The sequence below is a fragment of the Kitasatospora sp. NBC_00240 genome, from assembly GCF_026342405.1.
In the GTDB taxonomy this organism is placed as follows: Bacteria; Actinomycetota; Actinomycetes; order Streptomycetales; family Streptomycetaceae; genus Kitasatospora.
In genome coordinates, this window is the sequence record NZ_JAPEMU010000001.1 from 6,324,028 (window position 1) to 6,344,670 (window position 20,643).

14 protein-coding genes and 3 rRNA genes are annotated in these 20,643 nt (G+C 68.2%); 15 read left to right on the top strand and 2 right to left on the bottom strand.

The window, feature by feature from the left end:
- Positions 1 to 8: 8 nt before the first annotated feature.
- The 15 genes from OG689_RS26925 to OG689_RS26995 all read left to right on the top strand — a co-directional run bounded on the left by OG689_RS26925 (position 9) and on the right by OG689_RS26995 (position 19,076).
- Entirely contained in the window at positions 9 to 1,361 is a 1,353-nt protein-coding gene (locus tag OG689_RS26925; protein WP_266323445.1) for a pitrilysin family protein, read from the top strand.
- Positions 1,362 to 1,425: 64 nt separating this feature from the next.
- Positions 1,426 to 2,172, top strand: a complete 747-nt coding sequence (dapB, locus tag OG689_RS26930; RefSeq protein ID WP_266323446.1) for a 4-hydroxy-tetrahydrodipicolinate reductase — start codon at positions 1,426 to 1,428, stop codon at positions 2,170 to 2,172.
- 7 nt (positions 2,173 to 2,179) lie between these two features.
- Positions 2,180 to 2,641 carry a tetratricopeptide repeat protein gene (locus tag OG689_RS26935; RefSeq protein WP_266323447.1) on the top strand — a complete coding sequence of 154 codons (462 nt, stop codon included), beginning with the start codon at positions 2,180 to 2,182 and terminating at the stop codon, positions 2,639 to 2,641.
- Between the two features lie 44 nt (positions 2,642 to 2,685).
- Positions 2,686 to 3,420 carry an FAD-dependent thymidylate synthase gene (thyX, locus tag OG689_RS26940; RefSeq protein ID WP_266323448.1) on the top strand — a complete coding sequence of 245 codons (735 nt, stop codon included), beginning with the start codon at positions 2,686 to 2,688 and terminating at the stop codon, positions 3,418 to 3,420.
- A 239-nt stretch (positions 3,421 to 3,659) separates the two neighbouring features.
- Complete coding sequence (gene dapA, locus OG689_RS26945; RefSeq protein ID WP_266323449.1) at positions 3,660 to 4,559, top strand: 4-hydroxy-tetrahydrodipicolinate synthase; 900 nt, start codon at positions 3,660 to 3,662, stop codon at positions 4,557 to 4,559.
- Between the two features lie 171 nt (positions 4,560 to 4,730).
- Entirely contained in the window at positions 4,731 to 6,416 is a 1,686-nt protein-coding gene (locus OG689_RS26950; protein WP_266323450.1) for a ribonuclease J, read from the top strand.
- Between the two features lie 480 nt (positions 6,417 to 6,896).
- A 16S ribosomal RNA gene (locus OG689_RS26955) occupies positions 6,897 to 8,420 on the top strand.
- 286 nt (positions 8,421 to 8,706) lie between these two features.
- Positions 8,707 to 11,828 (top strand): 23S ribosomal RNA (locus tag OG689_RS26960).
- Between the two features lie 88 nt (positions 11,829 to 11,916).
- A 5S ribosomal RNA gene (rrf, locus tag OG689_RS26965) occupies positions 11,917 to 12,033 on the top strand.
- Together the 16S, 23S and 5S rRNA genes form the textbook arrangement of a ribosomal RNA operon.
- Before the next feature lie 176 nt (positions 12,034 to 12,209).
- Positions 12,210 to 12,932: a SigE family RNA polymerase sigma factor gene (locus OG689_RS26970; protein WP_323189330.1), complete on the top strand. Its 723-nt coding sequence runs from the start codon at positions 12,210 to 12,212 to the stop codon at positions 12,930 to 12,932.
- Between the two features lie 16 nt (positions 12,933 to 12,948).
- On the top strand, positions 12,949 to 14,058 hold the full coding sequence (locus OG689_RS26975; protein WP_266323451.1) for a hypothetical protein: 1,110 nt from the start codon (positions 12,949 to 12,951) through the stop codon (positions 14,056 to 14,058).
- Positions 14,059 to 14,357: 299 nt separating this feature from the next.
- The gene (locus OG689_RS26980; RefSeq protein WP_266323452.1) at positions 14,358 to 16,982 is read left to right on the top strand and encodes a sensor histidine kinase KdpD; all 2,625 of its coding nucleotides are present in this window, start codon (positions 14,358 to 14,360) and stop codon (positions 16,980 to 16,982) included.
- Between the two features lie 139 nt (positions 16,983 to 17,121).
- The gene (locus tag OG689_RS26985; protein ID WP_266323453.1) at positions 17,122 to 17,802 is read left to right on the top strand and encodes a response regulator; all 681 of its coding nucleotides are present in this window, start codon (positions 17,122 to 17,124) and stop codon (positions 17,800 to 17,802) included.
- A 66-nt stretch (positions 17,803 to 17,868) separates the two neighbouring features.
- The gene (locus tag OG689_RS26990) at positions 17,869 to 18,276 is read left to right on the top strand and encodes an OB-fold nucleic acid binding domain-containing protein (RefSeq protein ID WP_266323454.1); all 408 of its coding nucleotides are present in this window, start codon (positions 17,869 to 17,871) and stop codon (positions 18,274 to 18,276) included.
- Positions 18,273 to 19,076 carry a DUF3159 domain-containing protein gene (locus OG689_RS26995; RefSeq protein ID WP_266323455.1) on the top strand — a complete coding sequence of 268 codons (804 nt, stop codon included), beginning with the start codon at positions 18,273 to 18,275 and terminating at the stop codon, positions 19,074 to 19,076. Before OG689_RS26990 ends, OG689_RS26995 begins: the two co-directional genes overlap by 4 nt.
- Before the next feature lie 105 nt (positions 19,077 to 19,181).
- Here OG689_RS26995 and OG689_RS27000 read toward each other — a convergent pair whose 3' ends face one another.
- Entirely contained in the window at positions 19,182 to 19,850 is a 669-nt protein-coding gene (locus OG689_RS27000; protein WP_266323456.1) for a TrkA family potassium uptake protein, read from the bottom strand.
- Entirely contained in the window at positions 19,850 to 20,518 is a 669-nt protein-coding gene (locus tag OG689_RS27005) for a TrkA family potassium uptake protein (RefSeq protein ID WP_073927867.1), read from the bottom strand. The genes OG689_RS27000 and OG689_RS27005 overlap by 1 nt, the downstream gene beginning before the upstream one ends.
- Positions 20,519 to 20,643: the final 125 nt, after the last annotated feature.

Below are 20,643 nucleotides of genomic sequence, written 5' to 3' on the forward strand. Positions count from 1 at the left end.
GAACACTCGTGGCCCAGGCCTCGGCTGCGAAGCAGCGCCCCGGCACCACCCGCACCCTGCTGAAGGGCACCGACGGAGCCGGCACCGTCCGCCGTACCGTCCTCCCCGGCGGCCTGCGGGTCGTCACCGAGACCCTGCCGACGGTGCGCTCCGCGACCTTCGGCATCTGGGTCGGCGTCGGCTCCCGGGACGAGACCCCGGTGCTGAACGGCGCCACCCACTACCTGGAGCACCTGCTCTTCAAGGGCACCGAGCGGCGCAACGCCCTGGACATCTCGGCCGCCCTGGACGCGGTCGGCGGCGAGATGAACGCCTTCACCGCGAAGGAGAACACCTGCTACTACGCGCGGGTGCTCGACACCGACCTGCCGCTGGCCATAGACGTGGTCTGCGACATGCTCACCGGCTCGCTGATCCGCCCCGAGGACGTGGAGGCCGAGCGCGGCGTCATCCTCGAGGAGATGGCGATGGCCGAGGACGACCCGGGCGACGTGGTGCACGACCTCTTCGCCAAGGTGATCTACGGCACCGGCCCGCTCGGCCGCCCGATCCTCGGCACCCAGGAGACGGTGAAGAACCTCTCCCGCGACCAGATCGCCGGCTTCTTCCAGCGCCGCTACCGGCCCGAGAACCTGGTCGTCGCGGCGGCCGGCAACCTGGACCACCGCAAGGTCGTCAAGCAGGTCGAGCAGGCCTTCGCCGCCGTCCTGGCCAAGTCCGACGCCGCCCCGGCGGAGGCCCGCCGCGGGGTCAAGGCCCTGCGCACGGCCGGCCGGGTGGAGACCCTCAACCGGCCGACCGAGCAGGCCCACCTGGTGCTCGGCGTGCCCGGTGTGCCGCGCCACGACGAGCGCCGCTGGGCGCTGGGCGTGCTGAACGCCGTCCTCGGCGGCGGGATGAGCTCGCGGCTCTTCCAGGAGGTCCGGGAGAAGCGCGGGCTGGCCTACTCCGTGTACTCCTACTCCTCCTCGTACTCCGACAGCGGCCTGTTCGGCATCTACGCGGGCTGCCAGCCCAAGCGGGTGGAGCAGGTGCTGGAGATCTGCCGCGTCGAGCTCGCCAAGGTGATCGAGGAGGGCATCACCGAGGAGGAGCTGCGCCGCGCGATCGGCCAGATCTCGGGCTCCACCGTGCTCGGCATGGAGGACACCGGCTCGCTGATGAACCGGATCGGCAAGGCGGAGCTCAGCTACGGCCACCACCTGTCGGTCGACGACATGCTGGCCAAGATCGCCGCCGTCACCCTGGACGACGTCCAGGCGGTCGCGCGGGACGTGCTGGGCGCCCACCGGCCCTCGCTCGCGGTGATCGGCCCGATCACCGCCAAGCGGGCCGACCGGCTCGCCGAACTGCTCGCCTGAACCCGCCCGCTCGTACCGGGCGCTTCGCCCGGCTCGCTCGTTGCTCGTCGGAAAGGACGAACTCATGACGCTGCGCGTCGCCGTCATCGGGGCCAAGGGCCGGATCGGCTCGGAGGCGGTCAGGGCCGTCGAGGCGGCCCCCGACCTCGAACTGGTCGCCGCCCTCGGCCGGGACTCCGAGCTGGGCGAGCTGACCGAGGCGGGTGCCGAGGTCGTCGTCGAGCTGACCCACCCCGACTCGGTGATGCGCAACCTGGAGTTCTGCACCGCAAACGGCATCCACTCCGTGGTCGGCACCACCGGCTGGACCCCGGAGCGGATCGAGCTGCTGGAGGGCTGGCTGGCCGCCGCCCCGGGCACCGGCACGCTGATCGCGCCGAACTTCTCCATCGGCGCCGTCCTCACCATGCAGTTCGCCCAGCAGGCGGCCAAGTACTTCGAGTCCGTCGAGGTCGTCGAGCTGCACCACAACCGGAAGGCCGACGCGCCCTCCGGTACCGCCACCCGGACCGCCCAGCTGATCGCCGCCGCCCGGGACGCCGCCGGCCTGCCGCGCCAGTCGGACCCGACCACGCACGGCCTGCCCGGCGCGCGCGGCGCCGACGTGGACGGGGTGCCCGTGCACGCCGTCCGGCTGCGCGGTCTGCTGGCGCACCAGGAGGTGCTGTTCGGCGACACCGGCGAGAGCCTGACGATCCGTCACGACTCGCTGCACCACAGCTGCTTCATGCCGGGCATCCTGCTCGGCGTGCGCCGGGTGGTGCAGACCCCGGGGCTGACCTTCGGCCTCGAGAACTTCCTGGACCTGTGAGCGCCGCATGACTTCCCGCACCGGTTTCTTCGCCCTGTCCGCCGTCCTGCTGCTGGTCGCGGTGATCTGCGTCGGCGAGGGTGTCCAGCTCATCGCCACCGGCAAGCCGCTGGGGATCGGCCTGGGCCTCTGCGCCTTCGTCATCCCCGGGATCGGCGTCTGGTTCCTACGCCAGACCGTCCGCTTCGGCCGGGCCAGCGAGCGGATGGCCCGGGAGCTGGAGGCCGAGGGCGGCCTGCCGGTCGACGAGCTGCGGCGCACCCCCGGCGGCCGGATCGACCGCGCCTCGGCGGACGAGGTGTTCGCCCGCCGCCAGGAGGAGGCCGAGACCACCCCGGGGGACTGGCGGGTGTGGTTCCGTCTCGCCGTGGCCTACGCGGACGCCGGTGACACCCCCCGGGCCCGGAAGACCATGCAGCACGCCATCCGCCTGCATGCCGCGTCCGAGCCCGCGCCGGTCGCGGGCTAGGCTGTCGGCCGTCACAAAGCCTTACCTCTGGAGGAGATCTTCGCGTGAGCGACGAAGTGGGTACCGACCCGCGGTTCCGCAGCGATGTCACGGTGGAGCTGGTCCGCAGCGCCGCCGCCGACTCGGACGTCATCTGGGCGGCCCGGGTCTCGACCGCGGGCGAGCAGTCCCTGGAGGCGCTCCGGCAGGACCCGGAGAAGTCCAAGGGTCTGATCAACTACCTGATGCGGGACCGGCACGGCACGCCCTTCGAGCACAACTCGATGACCTTCTTCATCAGCGCGCCGATCTTCGTCTTCCGTGAGTTCCACCGGCACCGCAGCGGATGGTCGTACAACGAGGAGTCCGGCCGCTACCGCGAGCTGCAGCCGGTCTTCTACGTGCCCGGGGCCGAGCGCAAGCTCGTCCAGGAGGGCCGCCCCGGACGGTACGAGTTCGTGGACGGGACCGAGAAGCAGCACACCGTGGTGGCCGAGCAGATGGCCGCCTCCTACCAGGCCTCGTACGGGGCCTACCAGGAGATGCTGGCGGCCGGCGTCGCCCGCGAGGTGGCCCGGGCGGTCCTGCCGGTCGGACTGTTCTCCTCGATGTACGCGACCTGCAACGCGCGCTCGCTGATGCACTTCCTGTCGCTGCGGACCAAGGACGACCGGGCCACCGTGCCGTCCTTCCCGCAGCGCGAGATCGAGATGGTCGCCGAGCAGATGGAGGCGCAGTGGGCCGAGCTCATGCCGCTCACCCATGCGGCCTTCAACGCCCACGGCCGGGTCGCTCCCTGACCTGGGGCGATAGGCATATGGACGGTTTGCGGCACATGTCTGGATTGCGGCTTTTCTAGCCGCTCCATAGGCTCGTGCCAAGGATTCCGGTGCTGCTTGAACCCCCGAGCACGCAGCACCGGAATCCCATGTCCGCCGGGTCGAGAGGCCCGCCGGCGACCGTCGTACCGGCTTCTCACCTGTCCGAACCCTGGACCGGCATGGGTACCCCCCCGCCGCCTACGAGTAGTTTTGGACGCATGGCTCCGACCTCCACCCCCCAGACACCCTTCGGCCGGGTCCTGACCGCGATGGTGACCCCGTTCACCGCCGACGGCGGTCTCGACCTCGACGGCGCGCAGCGCCTCGCCGCGCACCTCGTCGACTCCGGCAACGACGGCCTCGTCGTCAACGGCACCACCGGCGAATCGCCGACGACCAGTGACTCCGACAAGGCCCAGCTGGTCCGAGCCGTGGTGGAGGCGGTAGGGGACCGGGCCCACGTGGTCGCCGGCGTCGGCACCAACGACACCCGCCACAGCGCCGAGCTGGCCCGCCAGGCCGAGGCCGCCGGCGCGCACGGCCTGCTGGTCGTCACGCCGTACTACAGCAAGCCCCCGCAGGAGGGGCTCTACCGGCACACCGTGCACATCGCGGACTCCACCGGGCTGCCCGTGATGCTGTACGACATCCCCGGCCGCAGCGGCGTCCCGTTCAGCCACGAGACGCTGGTCCGGCTCGGCGAGCACCCGCGGATCGTCGCCAACAAGGACGCCAAGGGCGACCTGGGCGCCGCCGCCTGGGCGATCGCGCGCTCCGGCCTGGCCTGGTACTCGGGCGACGACATCCTGACCCTGCCGCTGCTCTCGGTCGGCGCGGTCGGCGTCGTCAGCGTGGTCGGTCACCTGGTCGCCCCCGAGCTGCGGACCATGATCGACGCCTTCGTGGCGGGCGACACCGCCAAGGCGGTCGCCGTCCACCAGGGCCTGCTGCCGGTGTTCAGCGGTATGTTCCGCACCCAGGGAGTCATTCTCACCAAGGCCGCGCTGGAGCTCCAGAAGCTGCCGGGCGGCCCGCTGAGGCTTCCGCTGGTCGGGGCGACTCCCGAGGAGATTGCGCAATTGAAGGAGGATCTCGCCGCCGGCGGGGTACACCTGTAGCAGACGCAGACGTGCGCGCCCCGGCTCGCCGGGTCCCCGTGGACCCGCCGCTGAACCGGATGACGGCGCGAGAGCACCAAGGCCTAGTAGGAAACCGACACTGAGTACGCACGCCATATGTCTCCAGGGGGAGGACCCCGGGCATATGGCGTGCGGTGCAAGGAGAGTCTTTTGAGCCACCCGCACCCTGAACTCGGCGCGCCCCCCGCACTGAAGGAGGGCGCCCTGCGCGTCACCCCGCTCGGCGGCCTCGGCGAGATCGGCCGCAACATGACGGTCCTCGAATTCGGCGGCCGCCTTCTCATCATCGACTGCGGCGTTCTCTTCCCCGAGGACGAGCAGCCGGGCGTGGACCTGATCCTGCCGGACTTCAGCTCCATCCGGGACCGCCTCGACAAGATCGACGGCATCGTCCTCACCCACGGGCACGAGGACCACATCGGCGCCGTCCCGTTCCTGCTCCGGGAGAACCCGGACATCCCGCTGATCGGCTCCAAGCTGACCCTCGCGCTGATCGAGGCGAAGCTCGCCGAGCACCGGATCCGTCCGTACGTGCTGGAGGTGAAGGAGGGCGAGCGCGAGCGCATCGGCCCCTTCGACTGCGAGTTCATCGCCGTCAACCACTCCATCCCGGACGCCCTGGCCGTCGCCGTCCGCACCCCTGCGGGCATGGTCGTCGCCACCGGTGACTTCAAGATGGACCAGCTGCCGCTGGACGGCCGCCTGACCGACCTGCCGGCCTTCGCCAAGCTGGCGGAGGAGGGCATGGACCTGCTGCTGGTGGACTCCACCAACGCCGAGGTCCCCGGCTTCATCCCGCACGAGCGGGACATCTCGGCCGCCCTGCGAAACGTTTTCGCCAGCGCGGAGAAGCGCATCATCGTGGCTTCGTTCGCGAGCCACGTGCACCGCATCCAGCAGGTGCTGGACGCCGCGCACGAGTACAAGCGCAAGGTCGCCTTCGTCGGCCGCTCGATGGTCCGGAACATGGGCATCGCGCGCGACCTCGGCTACCTGAAGGTCCCGGGCAACCTGATCGTCGACGTGAAGACGCTGGACGACCTCCCGGACAAGGACGTCGTGCTGGTCTGCACCGGCTCCCAGGGCGAGCCCATGGCGGCGCTGTCCCGGATGGCCAACCGTGACCACCAGATCCGGATCGTCGAGGGCGACACCGTGATCATGGCCTCCTCGCTCATCCCGGGCAACGAGACCGCGATCTACCGGGTCATCAACGGTCTGACCCGCTGGGGCGCCAACGTCGTCCACAAGGGCAACGCCAAGGTGCACGTCTCGGGCCACGCCTCGGCCGGCGAGCTGCTGTACTTCTTCAACATCTGCAAGCCGAAGAACCTGATGCCGGTCCACGGCGAGTGGCGCCACCTGCGTGCCTGCGCCGACCTGGGGATCAAGACCGGCGTTCCGAAGGAGCGCACGGTCATCGCCGAGGACGGCGTGGTCGTCGACCTGGAGAACGGCATCGCGAAGATCGTCGGCAAGGTCCAGGCGGGCTACGTCTACGTGGACGGCTCCTCGGTCGGCGACATCACCGAGGCCTCGCTCAAGGACCGTCGGATCCTCGGCGAGGAGGGCTTCATCTCGGTCTTCGTCGTGGTGGACTCCAGCAGCGGCAAGATCGTGAGCGGCCCGACCATCCAGGCCCGCGGCTCCGGCATCGACGACAACGCCTTCGTGCCGGTCGTCGCCAAGCTGCAGGAGGCCCTGTCGCGCTCCGCCAACGACGGTGTTCTGGAGGTGCGCCAGATCCAGCAGCTGGTGCGCCGCGTCATCGGCAAGTGGGTGGCGGACAACTACCGCCGCCGGCCGATGATCGTGCCGGTCGTCGTCGAGGTCTGAGCCTCTGACCTGGTTTGACCTGGGGCAGCCCGGAGCGTAGTGTTCTCCGGGTTGCCCCAGTGGCAGCAGTCTTCTCCCCGGTACATGTCGGATTCGGATTCAGGTTCGGATTCGAGAGGGAAAAGCAGCCCGAGAAACTCTGGTAGAGTTCGGGAGCGCCGAAAGGCCAAAAGCAAATCGGATGAACGAAGCCCCGGAAAACGGAGCGGAAAACATCTGATAAGCTGGAAACACGAAAGAATGAAGCGCCCGGAGAGTTCACGAGAGTGACTCGAAGGAAGTGTCCGTTCCTTGAGAACTCAACAGCGTGCCAAAAGTCAACGCCAGATATGTTGACATCCCCGGCCTGGGTCGTTCGATCCGGGTTGGAGATTCCTTTAGTAACAAAACACTAGCGAGGACGCAGTGCGCGGGACCGCCCTATTCCGGTTGGTTGCCGTGCCGCTCAACGCGAGTGGCTCGCCGGATTACCGGCAGACATTCACGGAGAGTTTGATCCTGGCTCAGGACGAACGCTGGCGGCGTGCTTAACACATGCAAGTCGAACGGTGAAGCCCTTCGGGGTGGATCAGTGGCGAACGGGTGAGTAACACGTGGGCAATCTGCCCTGCACTCTGGGACAAGCCCTGGAAACGGGGTCTAATACCGGATATGACCTTCCTCCGCATGGGGGTTGGTGTAAAGCTCCGGCGGTGCAGGATGAGCCCGCGGCCTATCAGCTTGTTGGTGGGGTAATGGCCTACCAAGGCGACGACGGGTAGCCGGCCTGAGAGGGCGACCGGCCACACTGGGACTGAGACACGGCCCAGACTCCTACGGGAGGCAGCAGTGGGGAATATTGCACAATGGGCGAAAGCCTGATGCAGCGACGCCGCGTGAGGGATGACGGCCTTCGGGTTGTAAACCTCTTTCAGCAGGGAAGAAGCGCAAGTGACGGTACCTGCAGAAGAAGCACCGGCTAACTACGTGCCAGCAGCCGCGGTAATACGTAGGGTGCGAGCGTTGTCCGGAATTATTGGGCGTAAAGAGCTCGTAGGCGGCCTGTCGCGTCGGATGTGAAAGCCCGGGGCTTAACCCCGGGTCTGCATTCGATACGGGCAGGCTAGAGTGTGGTAGGGGAGATCGGAATTCCTGGTGTAGCGGTGAAATGCGCAGATATCAGGAGGAACACCGGTGGCGAAGGCGGATCTCTGGGCCATTACTGACGCTGAGGAGCGAAAGCGTGGGGAGCGAACAGGATTAGATACCCTGGTAGTCCACGCCGTAAACGTTGGGAACTAGGTGTTGGCGACATTCCACGTCGTCGGTGCCGCAGCTAACGCATTAAGTTCCCCGCCTGGGGAGTACGGCCGCAAGGCTAAAACTCAAAGGAATTGACGGGGGCCCGCACAAGCAGCGGAGCATGTGGCTTAATTCGACGCAACGCGAAGAACCTTACCAAGGCTTGACATATACCGGAAACGGCCAGAGATGGTCGCCCCCTTGTGGTCGGTATACAGGTGGTGCATGGTTGTCGTCAGCTCGTGTCGTGAGATGTTGGGTTAAGTCCCGCAACGAGCGCAACCCTTGTTCTGTGTTGCCAGCATGCCTTTCGGGGTGATGGGGACTCACAGGAGACTGCCGGGGTCAACTCGGAGGAAGGTGGGGACGACGTCAAATCATCATGCCCCTTATGTCTTGGGCTGCACACGTGCTACAATGGTCGGTACAAAGGGCTGCGATGCCGCGAGGCGGAGCGAATCCCAAAAAGCCGGCCTCAGTTCGGATTGGGGTCTGCAACTCGACCCCATGAAGTTGGAGTTGCTAGTAATCGCAGATCAGCATGCTGCGGTGAATACGTTCCCGGGCCTTGTACACACCGCCCGTCACGTCACGAAAGTCGGTAACACCCGAAGCCGGTGGCCTAACCCGTAAGGGGAGGAGCCGTCGAAGGTGGGACCAGCGATTGGGACGAAGTCGTAACAAGGTAGCCGTACCGGAAGGTGCGGCTGGATCACCTCCTTTCTAAGGAGCACATGGCAGCTTCGGGCGAATGTCCTGAAGTGCTAGCTCATGGGTGGAACGTTGACTATTCGGCACACGAGGTCTGTCAGGCCTCCCAAGTACTGCACTTCGGTGCGTGGAACGGGTTTCTGGCGGGTCTGGTGGGTCGGGCACGTTGTTGGGTCCTGAGGGAACGGCCGTATGGTCGTTGCTTCAGTGCCGGTCCTGCTTGAGGTCGCCCTGGTGGTGTCCGATGGTGGGTGACTGGTCGTTGTTTGAGAACTGCACAGTGGACGCGAGCATCTGTGGCCAAGTTTTTAAGGGCGCACGGTGGATGCCTTGGCACCAGGAACCGATGAAGGACGTGGGAGGCCACGATAGTCCCCGGGGAGCCGTCAACCAGGCTTTGATCCGGGGGTTTCCGAATGGGGAAACCCGGCAGTCGTCATGGGCTGTCACCCATACCTGAACACATAGGGTATGTGGAGGGAACGCGGGGAAGTGAAACATCTCAGTACCCGCAGGAAGAGAAAACAACCGTGATTCCGGGAGTAGTGGCGAGCGAAACCGGATGAGGCTAAACCTGATACGTGTGATACCCGGCAGGGGTTGCGTATGAGGGGTCGTGGGAAAGTTCTTCAGTCGTCTGCCGGCGGCTGGGTGAGTCAGAAACCGTTGGTGTAGTCGAAGGACATGCGAAAGGTCCGGCGTAGAGGGTAAGACCCCCGTAGACGAAACATCAGCGGCTCACTTGAGCTTCTCCCAAGTAGCACGGAGCCCGAGAAATTCCGTGTGAATCTGGCGGGACCACCCGCTAAGCCTAAATATTCCCTGGTGACCGATAGCGGATAGTACCGTGAGGGAATGGTGAAAAGTACCGCGGGAGCGGAGTGAAATAGTACCTGAAACCGTGTGCCTACAAGCCGTGGGAGCGTCGGACAGTGGGCTTGCCTATCTGTCTCGTGACTGCGTGCCTTTTGAAGAATGAGCCTGCGAGTTTGCGGTGTGTAGCGAGGTTAACCCGTGTGGGGTAGCCGTAGCGAAAGCGAGTCCGAATAGGGCGATCGAGTTGCATGCCCAAGACCCGAAGCGGAGTGATCTAGCCATGGGCAGGTTGAAGCGGAGGTAAGACTTCGTGGAGGACCGAACCCACCAGGGTTGAAAACCTGGGGGATGACCTGTGGTTAGGGGTGAAAGGCCAATCAAACTCCGTGATAGCTGGTTCTCCCCGAAATGCATTTAGGTGCAGCGTCACGTGTTTCTTGCCGGAGGTAGAGCACTGGATAGGCGATGGGCCTCACCGGGTTACTGACCTTAGCCAAACTCCGAATGCCGGTAAGTGAGAGCGTGGCAGTGAGACTGTGGGGGATAAGCTCCATGGTCGAGAGGGAAACAGCCCAGAACACCGACTAAGGTCCCTAAGCGTGTGCTAAGTGGGAAAGGATGTGGAGTCGCAGAGACAACCAGGAGGTTGGCTTAGAAGCAGCCACCCTTGAAAGAGTGCGTAATAGCTCACTGGTCAAGTGATTCCGCGCCGACAATGTAGCGGGGCTCAAGCACACCACCGAAGTCGTGTCATTGCAGCAACAGGGCCAACGCCTGCTGTGATGGGTAGGGGAGCGTCGTGTTCCGGGTGAAGCAGCGGAGGAATCCAGTTGTGGACGGGACACGAGTGAGAATGCAGGCATGAGTAGCGATACAAGAGTGAGAAACTCTTGCGCCGATTGACCAAGGGTTCCTGGGTCAAGCTGATCTGCCCAGGGTAAGTCGGGACCTAAGGCGAGGCCGACAGGCGTAGTCGATGGACAACGGGTTGATATTCCCGTACCCGCTTTGAAGCGCCAACGTCGAACCTCTGAATGCTAAAGCCGCGAAGCCGGCCTGGAGTCTTCGGACGAAGGGACGTGGTGGAGCCGCTGACCCAACAGGGTAGTAGGTGAGCGATGGGGTGACGCAGGAAGGTAGTCCAGCCCGGGCGGTGGTTGTCCCGGGGTAAGGGTGTAGGCCGAGTGATAGGCAAATCCGTCACTCATTAAGGCTGAGACCTGATGCCGAGCCGATTGTGGTGAAGTGGATGATCCTATGCTGTCGAGAAAAGCCTCTAGCGAGTTTCATGGCGGCCCGTACCCCAAACCGACTCAGGTGGTCAGGTAGAGAATACCGAGGCGTTCGGGTGAACTATGGTTAAGGAACTCGGCAAAATGCCCCCGTAACTTCGGGAGAAGGGGGCCGGAACTGGTGATGAGTCTTGCACTCTGAGCTGGGGCCGGCCGCAGAGACCAGCGAGAAGCGACTGTTTACTAAAAACACAGGTCCGTGCGAAGCCGTAAGGCGATGTATACGGACTGACGCCTGCCCGGTGCTGGAACGTTAAGGGGACCGGTTAGTCGAGATTCGTCTCGGCGAAGCTGAGAACTTAAGCGCCAGTAAACGGCGGTGGTAACTATAACCATCCTAAGGTAGCGAAATTCCTTGTCGGGTAAGTTCCGACCTGCACGAATGGCGTAACGACTTCTCGACTGTCTCAACCATAGGCCCGGTGAAATTGCATTACGAGTAAAGATGCTCGTTTCGCGCAGCAGGACGGAAAGACCCCGGGACCTTTACTATAGCTTGATATTGGTGTTCGGTTCGGCTTGTGTAGGATAGGTGGGAGACTTTGAAGCAGCCACGCCAGTGGTTGTGGAGTCGACGTTGAAATACCACTCTGGTCGTGCTGGATGTCTAACCTGGGTCCGTGATCCGGATCAGGGACAGTGTCTGGTGGGTAGTTTAACTGGGGCGGTTGCCTCCTAAAGAGTAACGGAGGCGCCCAAAGGTTCCCTCAGCCTGGTTGGCAATCAGGTGTTGAGTGTAAGTGCACAAGGGAGCTTGACTGTGAGACCGACGGGTCGAGCAGGTGCGAAAGCAGGGACTAGTGATCCGGCGGTGGCTTGTGGAAGCGCCGTCGCTCAACGGATAAAAGGTACCCCGGGGATAACAGGCTGATCTTCCCCAAGAGTCCATATCGACGGGATGGTTTGGCACCTCGATGTCGGCTCGTCGCATCCTGGGGCTGGAGTAGGTCCCAAGGGTTGGGCTGTTCGCCCATTAAAGCGGTACGCGAGCTGGGTTTAGAACGTCGTGAGACAGTTCGGTCCCTATCCGCTGTGCGCGTAGGAATATTGAGAAGGGCTGTCCCTAGTACGAGAGGACCGGGACGGACGAACCTCTGGTGTGCCAGTTGTCCTGCCAAGGGCATGGCTGGTTGGCTACGTTCGGGAGGGATAACCGCTGAAAGCATCTAAGCGGGAAGCCTGCTTCGAGATGAGTATTCCCACCTCCTTGAGAGGGTAAGGCTCCCAGTAGACGACTGGGTTGATAGGCCGGATGTGGAAGCCCTGTAAGGGGTGGAGCTGACCGGTACTAATAGGCCGAGGGCTTGTCCTCAGTTGCTCGCGTCCACTGTGTTGTTCTGAAACAACGACCCCACTTGCCCTGGTCACGGGTGGGTGGTGCGGTGACAGTTTCATAGTGTTTCGGTGGTCATAGCATGAGGGAAACGCCCGGTTACATTCCGAACCCGGAAGCTAAGCCTCATTGCGCCGATGGTACTGCAGGGGGGACCCTGTGGGAGAGTAGGACGCCGCCGAACAATCATTGTGGAGAAGCCCTGCCGGGTAACCGGCGGGGCTTCTCTGCGTTTCCGGACCGACGGGATTCCGCATGGTTGCCGGGGGCGGACCGGGCAGGCAGGATGGACGGATCACCGGTTGGTCCAGTCCAGTTCGTACGGGCCGCTTCGTGGGGGTGGGCAGGAAGGTGGGGGACATGGGCGGATCCGGCGGTTCGGAGGATTTCAATTCCTTCTACGAGGCCTCGTACGGTCAGCTCGTCGCGCACCTCTACGCTCTGACCGGTGATCTGGGGGAGGCCCAGGACGCGGCGCAGGAGGCCTTCGTCCGGGCCTGGGACCGCTGGCACCAGGTCAGTACCCATGACAATCCCGTGGCCTGGGTCCGGCTGACCGGGCAGCGGGTGGCTATCAGCCGTTGGCGGCGGGCCCGGACCGCGGTGCGGAGCTGGATCCGGCACGGGCCCGCGGGGCCGATCGCGGGCCCGGGGCCGGACACGGTGGCCCTGGTGGAGGCGCTGCGGCAGTTGCCGGAGGCCCAGCGTTCGGCTCTGGTCCTGCATCACATGGGTGGTCGGTCGGTGGCCGAGATCGCTGCCGAGGCCGGCGTGCCGGTGGGCACGGTGAAGGCGCGTCTGCACCGGGGGCGGCAGGCGCTTGCCGTGCTGCTCGGGGAGGAGCCGGCCGAGGCAGGGCACCCCGCGCGGGAGGCGGCGCGTACCGGACTCCGCCCGGTGTCGGAGAACCGGGAGCGGCCGGAGCGCCGGGGACCGGCGGATGCGGGGGCGGTGGAGGCGAGGCGAGTGCCGGCCCAGGTCGTCCGTACGGAGGGCCGGGCCCCCGAGGTGGCGGCTTCGGAGGGCGCGCTCGCCGACGTGGAGCGGGTGGCGGAAGCGGCGGGACTGACCACCCATGCGTGACAGAACGCTGAGAAGGATGGGCCGTTCCGAACCGTCCGGGATCGGCGCGGCCCGACTGGAGCAGCTCTTCGACACCCTGCGCAGCGAGGTGACGACGACGGTGCAGCCACCCCTCGCCGCGCAGGTGGTCCGCAGCGCGGCCGGCCGGCGACGCCGGCGCAGAGGCACCGCCCTGGGCGTGGGCTGTGCGCTGATGGCCGCGGCCCTGCTGGCGGTTCCGAGACTCGCGCCGGTCGGGGGCACCGGACCGGCGGGCGCGCCCGAGGCGGACCGCACGCTGCGGGCCGAGCTGCCGCTGCCGGGGTCGGTGGGGCCCGGGGCGGAGCCGTCGGCCCCGGGCCTGCCCGTGACGCAGTCCTCGCCCACCTGGACCGGCTTCGCCGAGAGTCAACTATTCCTGCCTGAGGCGGAGTTGCCGAAGGTGGCCGGTGCCTACGGCCCCTGGGACATGGTGCCGGAGGACCCGGAGGCGGATGGGTCCGGCGCCGGTGCCGGGCGGTCGGCGATGTGCCTGACCCGGGGCGTCGGGTCGGCGGGGGCGGTCCGGGTGGAGGAGCGTTCCTTCACGGATCGGGCCGGACGGTCGGCGACCGCGGCGCAGTACCTGCTGGTGTTCACGTCGGCCCAGAGCGCGGAGCGGGCCGGTGCCCTGCTGCTGGATCCTCTGAACTGCGGATCCGGGGAGCGGGGTTGGACTGCCTCGTGCTCGTTCGAGGCGGTGGCGGTGCGGGACGCCGGCGGCTTGGAGGAGATCACCGTCCAGCGGGTCGGCGCGCGGCTGCTGGCGTTGGCGGTGCGTCAGGACGCGGGTGAGGACCCCGGGCCGGCCTTGGTCCGCCCGGAGTTCGAGGCCGCCGCCGTGGCCCTGGACGCCCGGGTCGATCCCTACACGTCGAGAGTCGACGGGCTGTCCGGGCCCGCACCCGTGCCGGCGTCGGTGCCCGCCACGGCCGCCGCGGCGGGTCAGGCGGGTGGTCGCTCCGTCGCGCCGTCCGGTCTTGCCACTCCGTCCGCCTCCCCGGCCGCGTCGGGCTCACCGCGCGAGCCGTCGGGCTCGTCGGGCTCGACGGATGTGCACGCCCGGCTCGACTGCCCCACGGCGGCGCAGTCCGCACCTCCCGGCTGAGCGGTCACCCGGACGAGCGCGGCCCTACGGTCCGGTCGGGGTCGCCGCCGGGGACGCTGTCGGGTGCGCCGGTGACCGGTGGCCGGTGGCTCGATGGCGGCTCCCCGCCGCACGGCTCCGGGGGACGGTGTCCGGCCGGCCGATCGCACCCATGGCGGCGGGCGCCGTCAATATCGCGCTAAAACTGGCCGTCCGACGCCCTGATCAGCGGTGGAGCGGCGGGCGCGCCGTAGTCTCGAAGGAGCCGAACAGGTGTCCGGGGCTGGCTCCCCGACGGGACCGGATCAAGAATGGTGCACATGGGACGCGGCAGGCTGCGGATCTACCTCGGGGCCGCCCCCGGGGTGGGGAAGACCTACGCCATGCTCGCCGAGGCGCACCGCCGGGCCGGGCGCGGCACCGACGTGGTGGCCGGCTTCGTGGAGCACCACGGCCGGGAGCAGACGCTGGCCCGCGCGGAGGGCCTGGAGTTGGTCCCGCGCCGGGAGCTGGTGCACCGCGACGCCGTGTTCACGGAGATGGACCTGGACGCCGTACTGGCCCGCCGTCCGCAGGTCGCACTGGTCGACGAGCTGGCGCACAGCAACGTCCCCGGCAGCCGCAACGCCAAGCGCTGGCAGGACGTGGAGGAGCTGCTGGCGGCCGGGGTGGACGTCGTCTCGACGGTCAACATCCAGCACCTGGAGTCGCTCGGCGACGTGGTCGAGGGCATCACCGGGGTGCGCCAGCGCGAGACCGTCCCGGACGACGTGGTCCGGCGGGCCGACCAGATCGAGCTGGTGGACATGTCGCCGCAGGCGCTTCGCCGCCGGCTGGCGCACGGCAACGTGTACGCGCCGGAGAAGATCGACGCCGCGCTGTCCAACTACTTCCGGCCCGGCAACCTCACCGCGCTGCGTGAGCTCGCCCTGCTCTGGACGGCGGACCGGGTCGACGAGTACCTGCAGACCTACCGGGCCGAGCAGGGGATACAGGGGACCTGGCAGACCCGGGAGCGGATCGTGGTCGGCCTGACCGGCGGCCCGGAGGGCGCGACGCTGATCCGGCGTGCCGCCAGGATCGCCGCGCGCGGCTCCGGTGGTGAGCTGCTCGCCGTCCACATCACCCGGTCGGACGGTCTGTCCGGCAGCGGGTCCCCGCAGGCGCTGATCGAACAGCGGGCTCTGCTGGAGAGTCTCGGCGGCACCTTCCACACCGTGCTCGGTGAGGACCCGGCGGCCGGGCTGCTGGACTTCGCGCGGGGCGTCAACGCCACCCAGGTGGTGCTCGGCTCCAGCCGGCGCCGGGCCTGGCAGTACATCTACGGCCCCGGGGTGGGTGCCACCGTCACCCGTGACAGCGGTGACATCGACGTCCACATCGTGACCCATGAGCACGCCGCGAAGGGGCGCGGACGCGTGCCGATCCGCCGGGTCACCGACCTCGGGCGCCGGCGCGCGGTGGCGGGCTGGCTGATCGGGGTGGCCGGCCCGCTGCTGCTGGCGGCGCTGCTGACCCATCTGAACGGGCTCGGCCTCTCCACGGACATGCTGCTGTTCCTGACCGTCACGGTCTGCGCCGCGCTGGTCGGCGGGCTGTTCCCGGCGATCGCCTCCGCGCTGGTCGGCTCCTCGGCCCTGAACTACTGGTTCACGCCCCCTACCCACACCTTCTCGATCAGCGAGCCGCAGAACATCCTGGCGGTGGCGATCTTCACGGCGGTGGGCATCGCCGTCGCCTCGGTGGTGGACCTGGCGGCCCGCCGCACCCACCAGGCGGCCCGCAGCCAGACCGAGGCGCAGACCCTCAGCGCCCTGGCCGGTACCGTGCTGCGCGGCGCGCCCACCGGCGAGGGGGTGCTCACCGCCCTGCTGGACCAGGTGCGGGAGACCTTCCAGCAGGATTCCGCCGCGCTGCTGGAGCGGGCGGACGAGCACAGTCCGTGGCGCCGCACCGCCGCCAGCGGCCCCAATCCGCCGGACCGACCGGAGCAGGCCGACGTGGACGTGCCGGTCGGCGAGCACCTGGCGCTCGTCCTGGCCGGCCGGGTGCTGCCCGCCGAGGACCGCAGGCTGCTCGGGGCCTTCGCCGCCCAGGCCGCCGTCCTGCTGGAGCGCCGCCGGCTCGCCGGTGAGGCGGCCGCCGCCCGCCGGGAGGCGGAGGGCAACCGGATCCGTACCGCCCTGCTGGCGGCCGTCTCGCACGATCTGCGCACCCCGCTGGCCGGTATCAAGGCGGCGGTCAGTTCGCTGCGCTCCGAGGACGTGGAGTGGGACGCGGCGGACGAGGCGGAGCTGCTGGCCGGCATCGAGGAGGGGGCGGACCGCCTGGACCACCTGATCAACAACCTGCTCGACATGAGCCGGCTGCAGACCGGCACCGTCACCCCGTTGATCCAGGAGACCGACCTCGACGAGGTGGTGCCGTTCGCTCTGGCCGGGGTGCCGCCGGACTCGGTGCGGCTGGACGTCCCCGAGTCGCTGCCGATGATCTTCGCGGACGCCGGCCTGCTGGAGCGCTCGCTGGCGAACCTGATCGAGAACGCCGTCAAGTACAGCCCGGCGGGGGTGCGGGTGTTCGTCCGGGCGGACGCGCTGCACCCGTCGGGCGGCGCCGCCCGGATGGAGCTGCGGATCGTCGACCGCGGCCCGGGCGTCCCCGAGGAGGCGAAGGAGCGGATCTTCGCGCCCTTCCAGCGCTACGGCGACGCCCCGCGCGGTGCGGGTGTCGGGCTCGGCCTCGCGGTCGCCCGGGGCTTCGTGGAGGCGATGGAAGGCACCCTGACCGCCGAGGACACGCCGGGCGGCGGGCTCACCATGGTGGTCACCCTGCCGGCCGTGGAGCGCCCGCCCGAGCCGGCCTCCCGGTCCGGTCCCGACCCCGCCGTCCGGGCCGCCCCGGCGGCCGGTGATCCGGACGGCGCTCCGCACGGCTCCCGGCCGTGAAGCCCCCGGCCGTGCAGTCCCGCACCGGTCCACGACGCCCGGGCGGTGCGGGGGCCGGGCGCCGGCCGCCGGACCCGGCCCGGCGCCCCCGCAGCACCACCGCTGACCCCGTACACCCCTTCCGAAAGGCGGAGCCCGTATGACCCGGGTCCTCGTCGTGGACGACGAACCTCAGATCGTCCGCGCGCTGGTGATCAACCTCAAGGCCCGCAAGTACGAGGTCGACGCGGCCCACGACGGCGCGAGCGCCCTGGAACTCGCCGCCGCCCGGCACCCGGACGTGGTGGTGCTGGACCTGGGCCTGCCGGACATGGACGGCGTCGAGGTGATCAGGGGCCTGCGCGGCTGGACCCGCGTCCCGATCATCGTGCTCTCCGCCCGGCACGCCTCCGACGAGAAGGTCGAGGCGCTGGACGCCGGCGCCGACGACTACGTCACCAAGCCCTTCGGCATGGACGAGCTGCTCGCCCGGATGCGGGCGGCCGTCCGCCGGGCCGAGCCCGTCACCGGTGAGGACGACTCGATGGTGGTCACCGACGGCTTCACCGTCGACCTGGCGGCCAAGAAGGTCAACCGGGGCGGCACCGACGTCCGCCTCACCCCGACCGAGTGGCACCTGCTGGAGGTGCTCGTCCGCAACGCGGGCCGGCTGGTCAGCCAGACCCAGCTGCTGCAGGAGGTGTGGGGCCCGGCCTACCGCACCGAGACCAACTACCTGCGGGTCTACCTCGCCCAGCTGCGCCGCAAGCTGGAGGCCGATCCCTCGCACCCGCGCCACTTCATCACCGAGCCGGGCATGGGGTACCGCTTCGAGGCCTGACGCCGGTCGGGGCGTGCGGACCTCCGGCCCTGCCGTCGGACCCCCTTGAACCGGTACCCTTCGGGCATGAGTGGTGACATCAGCAGCGACCAGCCGCAGGGTCGCTTCCGCCGTATGCTCAGCCGGTTGACCTCCTCCACCGAGGAGCTCGAGGCCGAGGAACTGCGGCAGGAGAGCGCGGCGGAATCGGGCTGCACTCCGATCGCCAGCTGCGGTGACCGTGCACTGGTCACCGTGGCGGGCACCCTGCGCACCGTGACGCTCCGCCCCCGGGCCGGCGTGCCCGCGCTGGAGGCGGAACTCTTCGACGGCACCGAGGCCCTCGACGTGGTCTGGCTCGGCCGGCGCTCGATCGCGGGCATAGAACCGGGCCGCAGGCTTGTCGCCAGCGGCCGGATCAGCCATGCACGCGGGCGCCGCGTGCTGTTCAACCCCCGCTACGAGCTGCGTCCGGTAGGACACGGGAGCGAATGAGCGTGAGCAACCTGCCCGGCGGCGAACCCGCCGCCCAGCTCGACCTGGCCAAACCCGCCGAGGCGGGCGGCCACCCGTACGAGCAGCCCTTCGAGGGGTCCGGCTTCGACGGTCCCGCCGTGGCGCAGTCCGCCCCGGAGACCGCGGAGGAGACCGCGGCCCGTGAGGCGGCCGCCTCCCGGGAGGCCGCGGACACGGTGATGCAGGCCTTCGGCGGCGTCCGCGGCATGATCGACATGACGCTGCCCGGCCTGGTCTTCATCATCACGTTCAACATCACCCACCAGGTCTCCACCGCCGCCTGGGCGGCGCTGGGCCTGAGCGCGCTCTTCGTGGTGGTGCGGCTGTTCAAGCGCGAGACCATCCAGCACGCCTTCAGCGGCGTCTTCGGCGTCGCCATCGGTGCCTGGATCTCGATGAAGACGGGCAAGGCCGAGAACTTCTACCTTCCGGGCCTGCTCTGGAGCGTCGGCTACTGTCTGGGCCTGGCGGTGTCGGCGCTGGTCCGCTGGCCGCTGATCGGGGTGATGCTCGGCCCGGTCACCGGCGAGATGTTCACCTGGCGGACCCAGAACCCGGGCCGGCTGGCCGCGTACATCAAGGCAACCTGGGCCTGGGTGGTGATCATGGGCATCAAGCCGGTGATCCTCTTCCCGCTGTACTTCACCGGCAACGTGAACCTGCTCGGGTGGCTGAAGGTGGCGCTCGGCATCCCCCCGATGCTGCTGGCGATGTACATCACCTGGCAGATCCTGCTGAAGGCGCCGCCGCCGATCAAGGCGGTCGTCGAGGACGAGTAGCCGCTGGGCCCGGACGCCCGGGTGTAGGGGCTGGCACGACGGTACGACGTACGAGGAGGGGCCCACCGCGCGGGTGGGCCCCTCCTCGTACGTGCGGGTGGGCCGTCAGCCGGTGCCGCCGGTGAGCAGCAGGTTCTCCAGCTCCTCCTCGCGCTCCTGGGCGGCGACGAAGAGCAGCTCGTCGCCGCCCTCCAGGGTGTCGTCGCCGCTGGGCACCAGGACCCGGCCCTCGCGGATGATGGTCACCAGCGCGGTGTCCTGCGGCCACTCGACGTCGCCGACCCGGGTGCCGACCAGCTCGGTGTCCGCGGCCAGGGTCAGTTCGACCAGGTTGGCGTTGCCCTGGCTGAAGCGCATCAGCCGGACCAGGTCACCGACGCTGACGGCCTCCTCGACCAGGGCCGACATCAGGCGCGGCGTCGACACCGCGACGTCCACGCCCCAGGACTCGTTGAAGAGCCACTCGTTCTTCGGGTTGTTCACCCGGGCGACCACCCGGGGAACGCCGTACTCGGTCTTCGCCAGCAGCGAGACGACCATGTTGACCTTGTCGTCGCCGGTCGCGGCGATCACCACGTGGCAGCGCTGCAGGGCGGCCTCGTCCAGCGAGGTGATCTCGCAGGCGTCCGCCAGCAGCCACTCGGCCATCGGCACCCGCTCCACCGAGATGGAGTTCGGGTTCTTGTCGATCAGCAGGACCTCGTGGCCGTTCTCCAGCAGCTCGCCCGCGATCGAGCGGCCGACGGCACCGGCCCCGGCAATTGCGACCCGCATCAGTGACCCTCCTCGTTCGGGCCCTGGGCGAACGCGGCCTCGACCGCCGCCAGGTCCTCGCGGCGCAGCGTCACGTGGACCAGATCGCCCTCCTGAACCACCATCTGCGGCGTGGGGAGCACGCTCTCACCGAGCCGCGTGACGAACGCCACGCGCGCCCCGGAGGCCTCCTCCAGCGCGCTCAGCCGGTGCCCGACCCAGGACGGCGCGTACGCCACCTCGGCCATCTGCACGCTGCCGGTCGGGTCCTGCCAGAGCGTCTCGGCGCCGCTGGGCAGCAGCCGGCGCAGCATCTGGTCGGCCGTCCAGCGGACGGTGGCCACGGTGGGGATGCCCAGGCGCTGGTAGACCTCGGCGCGCCGCGGGTCGTAGATCCGGGCCGCGACGTTCTCCACGCCGAAGTTCTCCCGGGCCACCCTCGCGGCGATGATGTTGGAGTTGTCGCCGCTGCTGACCGCCGCGAACGCGCCCGCCTCCTCGATGCCGGCCTCGCGGAGGGTGTCCTGGTCGAACCCGACCCCGGTCACCCGCCGGCCGTTGAACCCGGCGCCCAGGCGGCGGAACGCCGTCGGGTCCTGGTCGACCACTGCCACCGAGTGGCCCTGTTTCTCCAGCGCTCTCGCGAGGGCGGAGCCCACGCGGCCGCAGCCCATGATGACGATGTGCACTGAGCGCTACCTCACCCGGTCCGTTGGGGTCTTGACCTGCGCAAACACCGTTCATCGTCCTTCCGCACCCCGGGGTGGGGGTGACACTTGTCGGCGGCTTTCGCGTGACAACTGGAGTGTTGCCC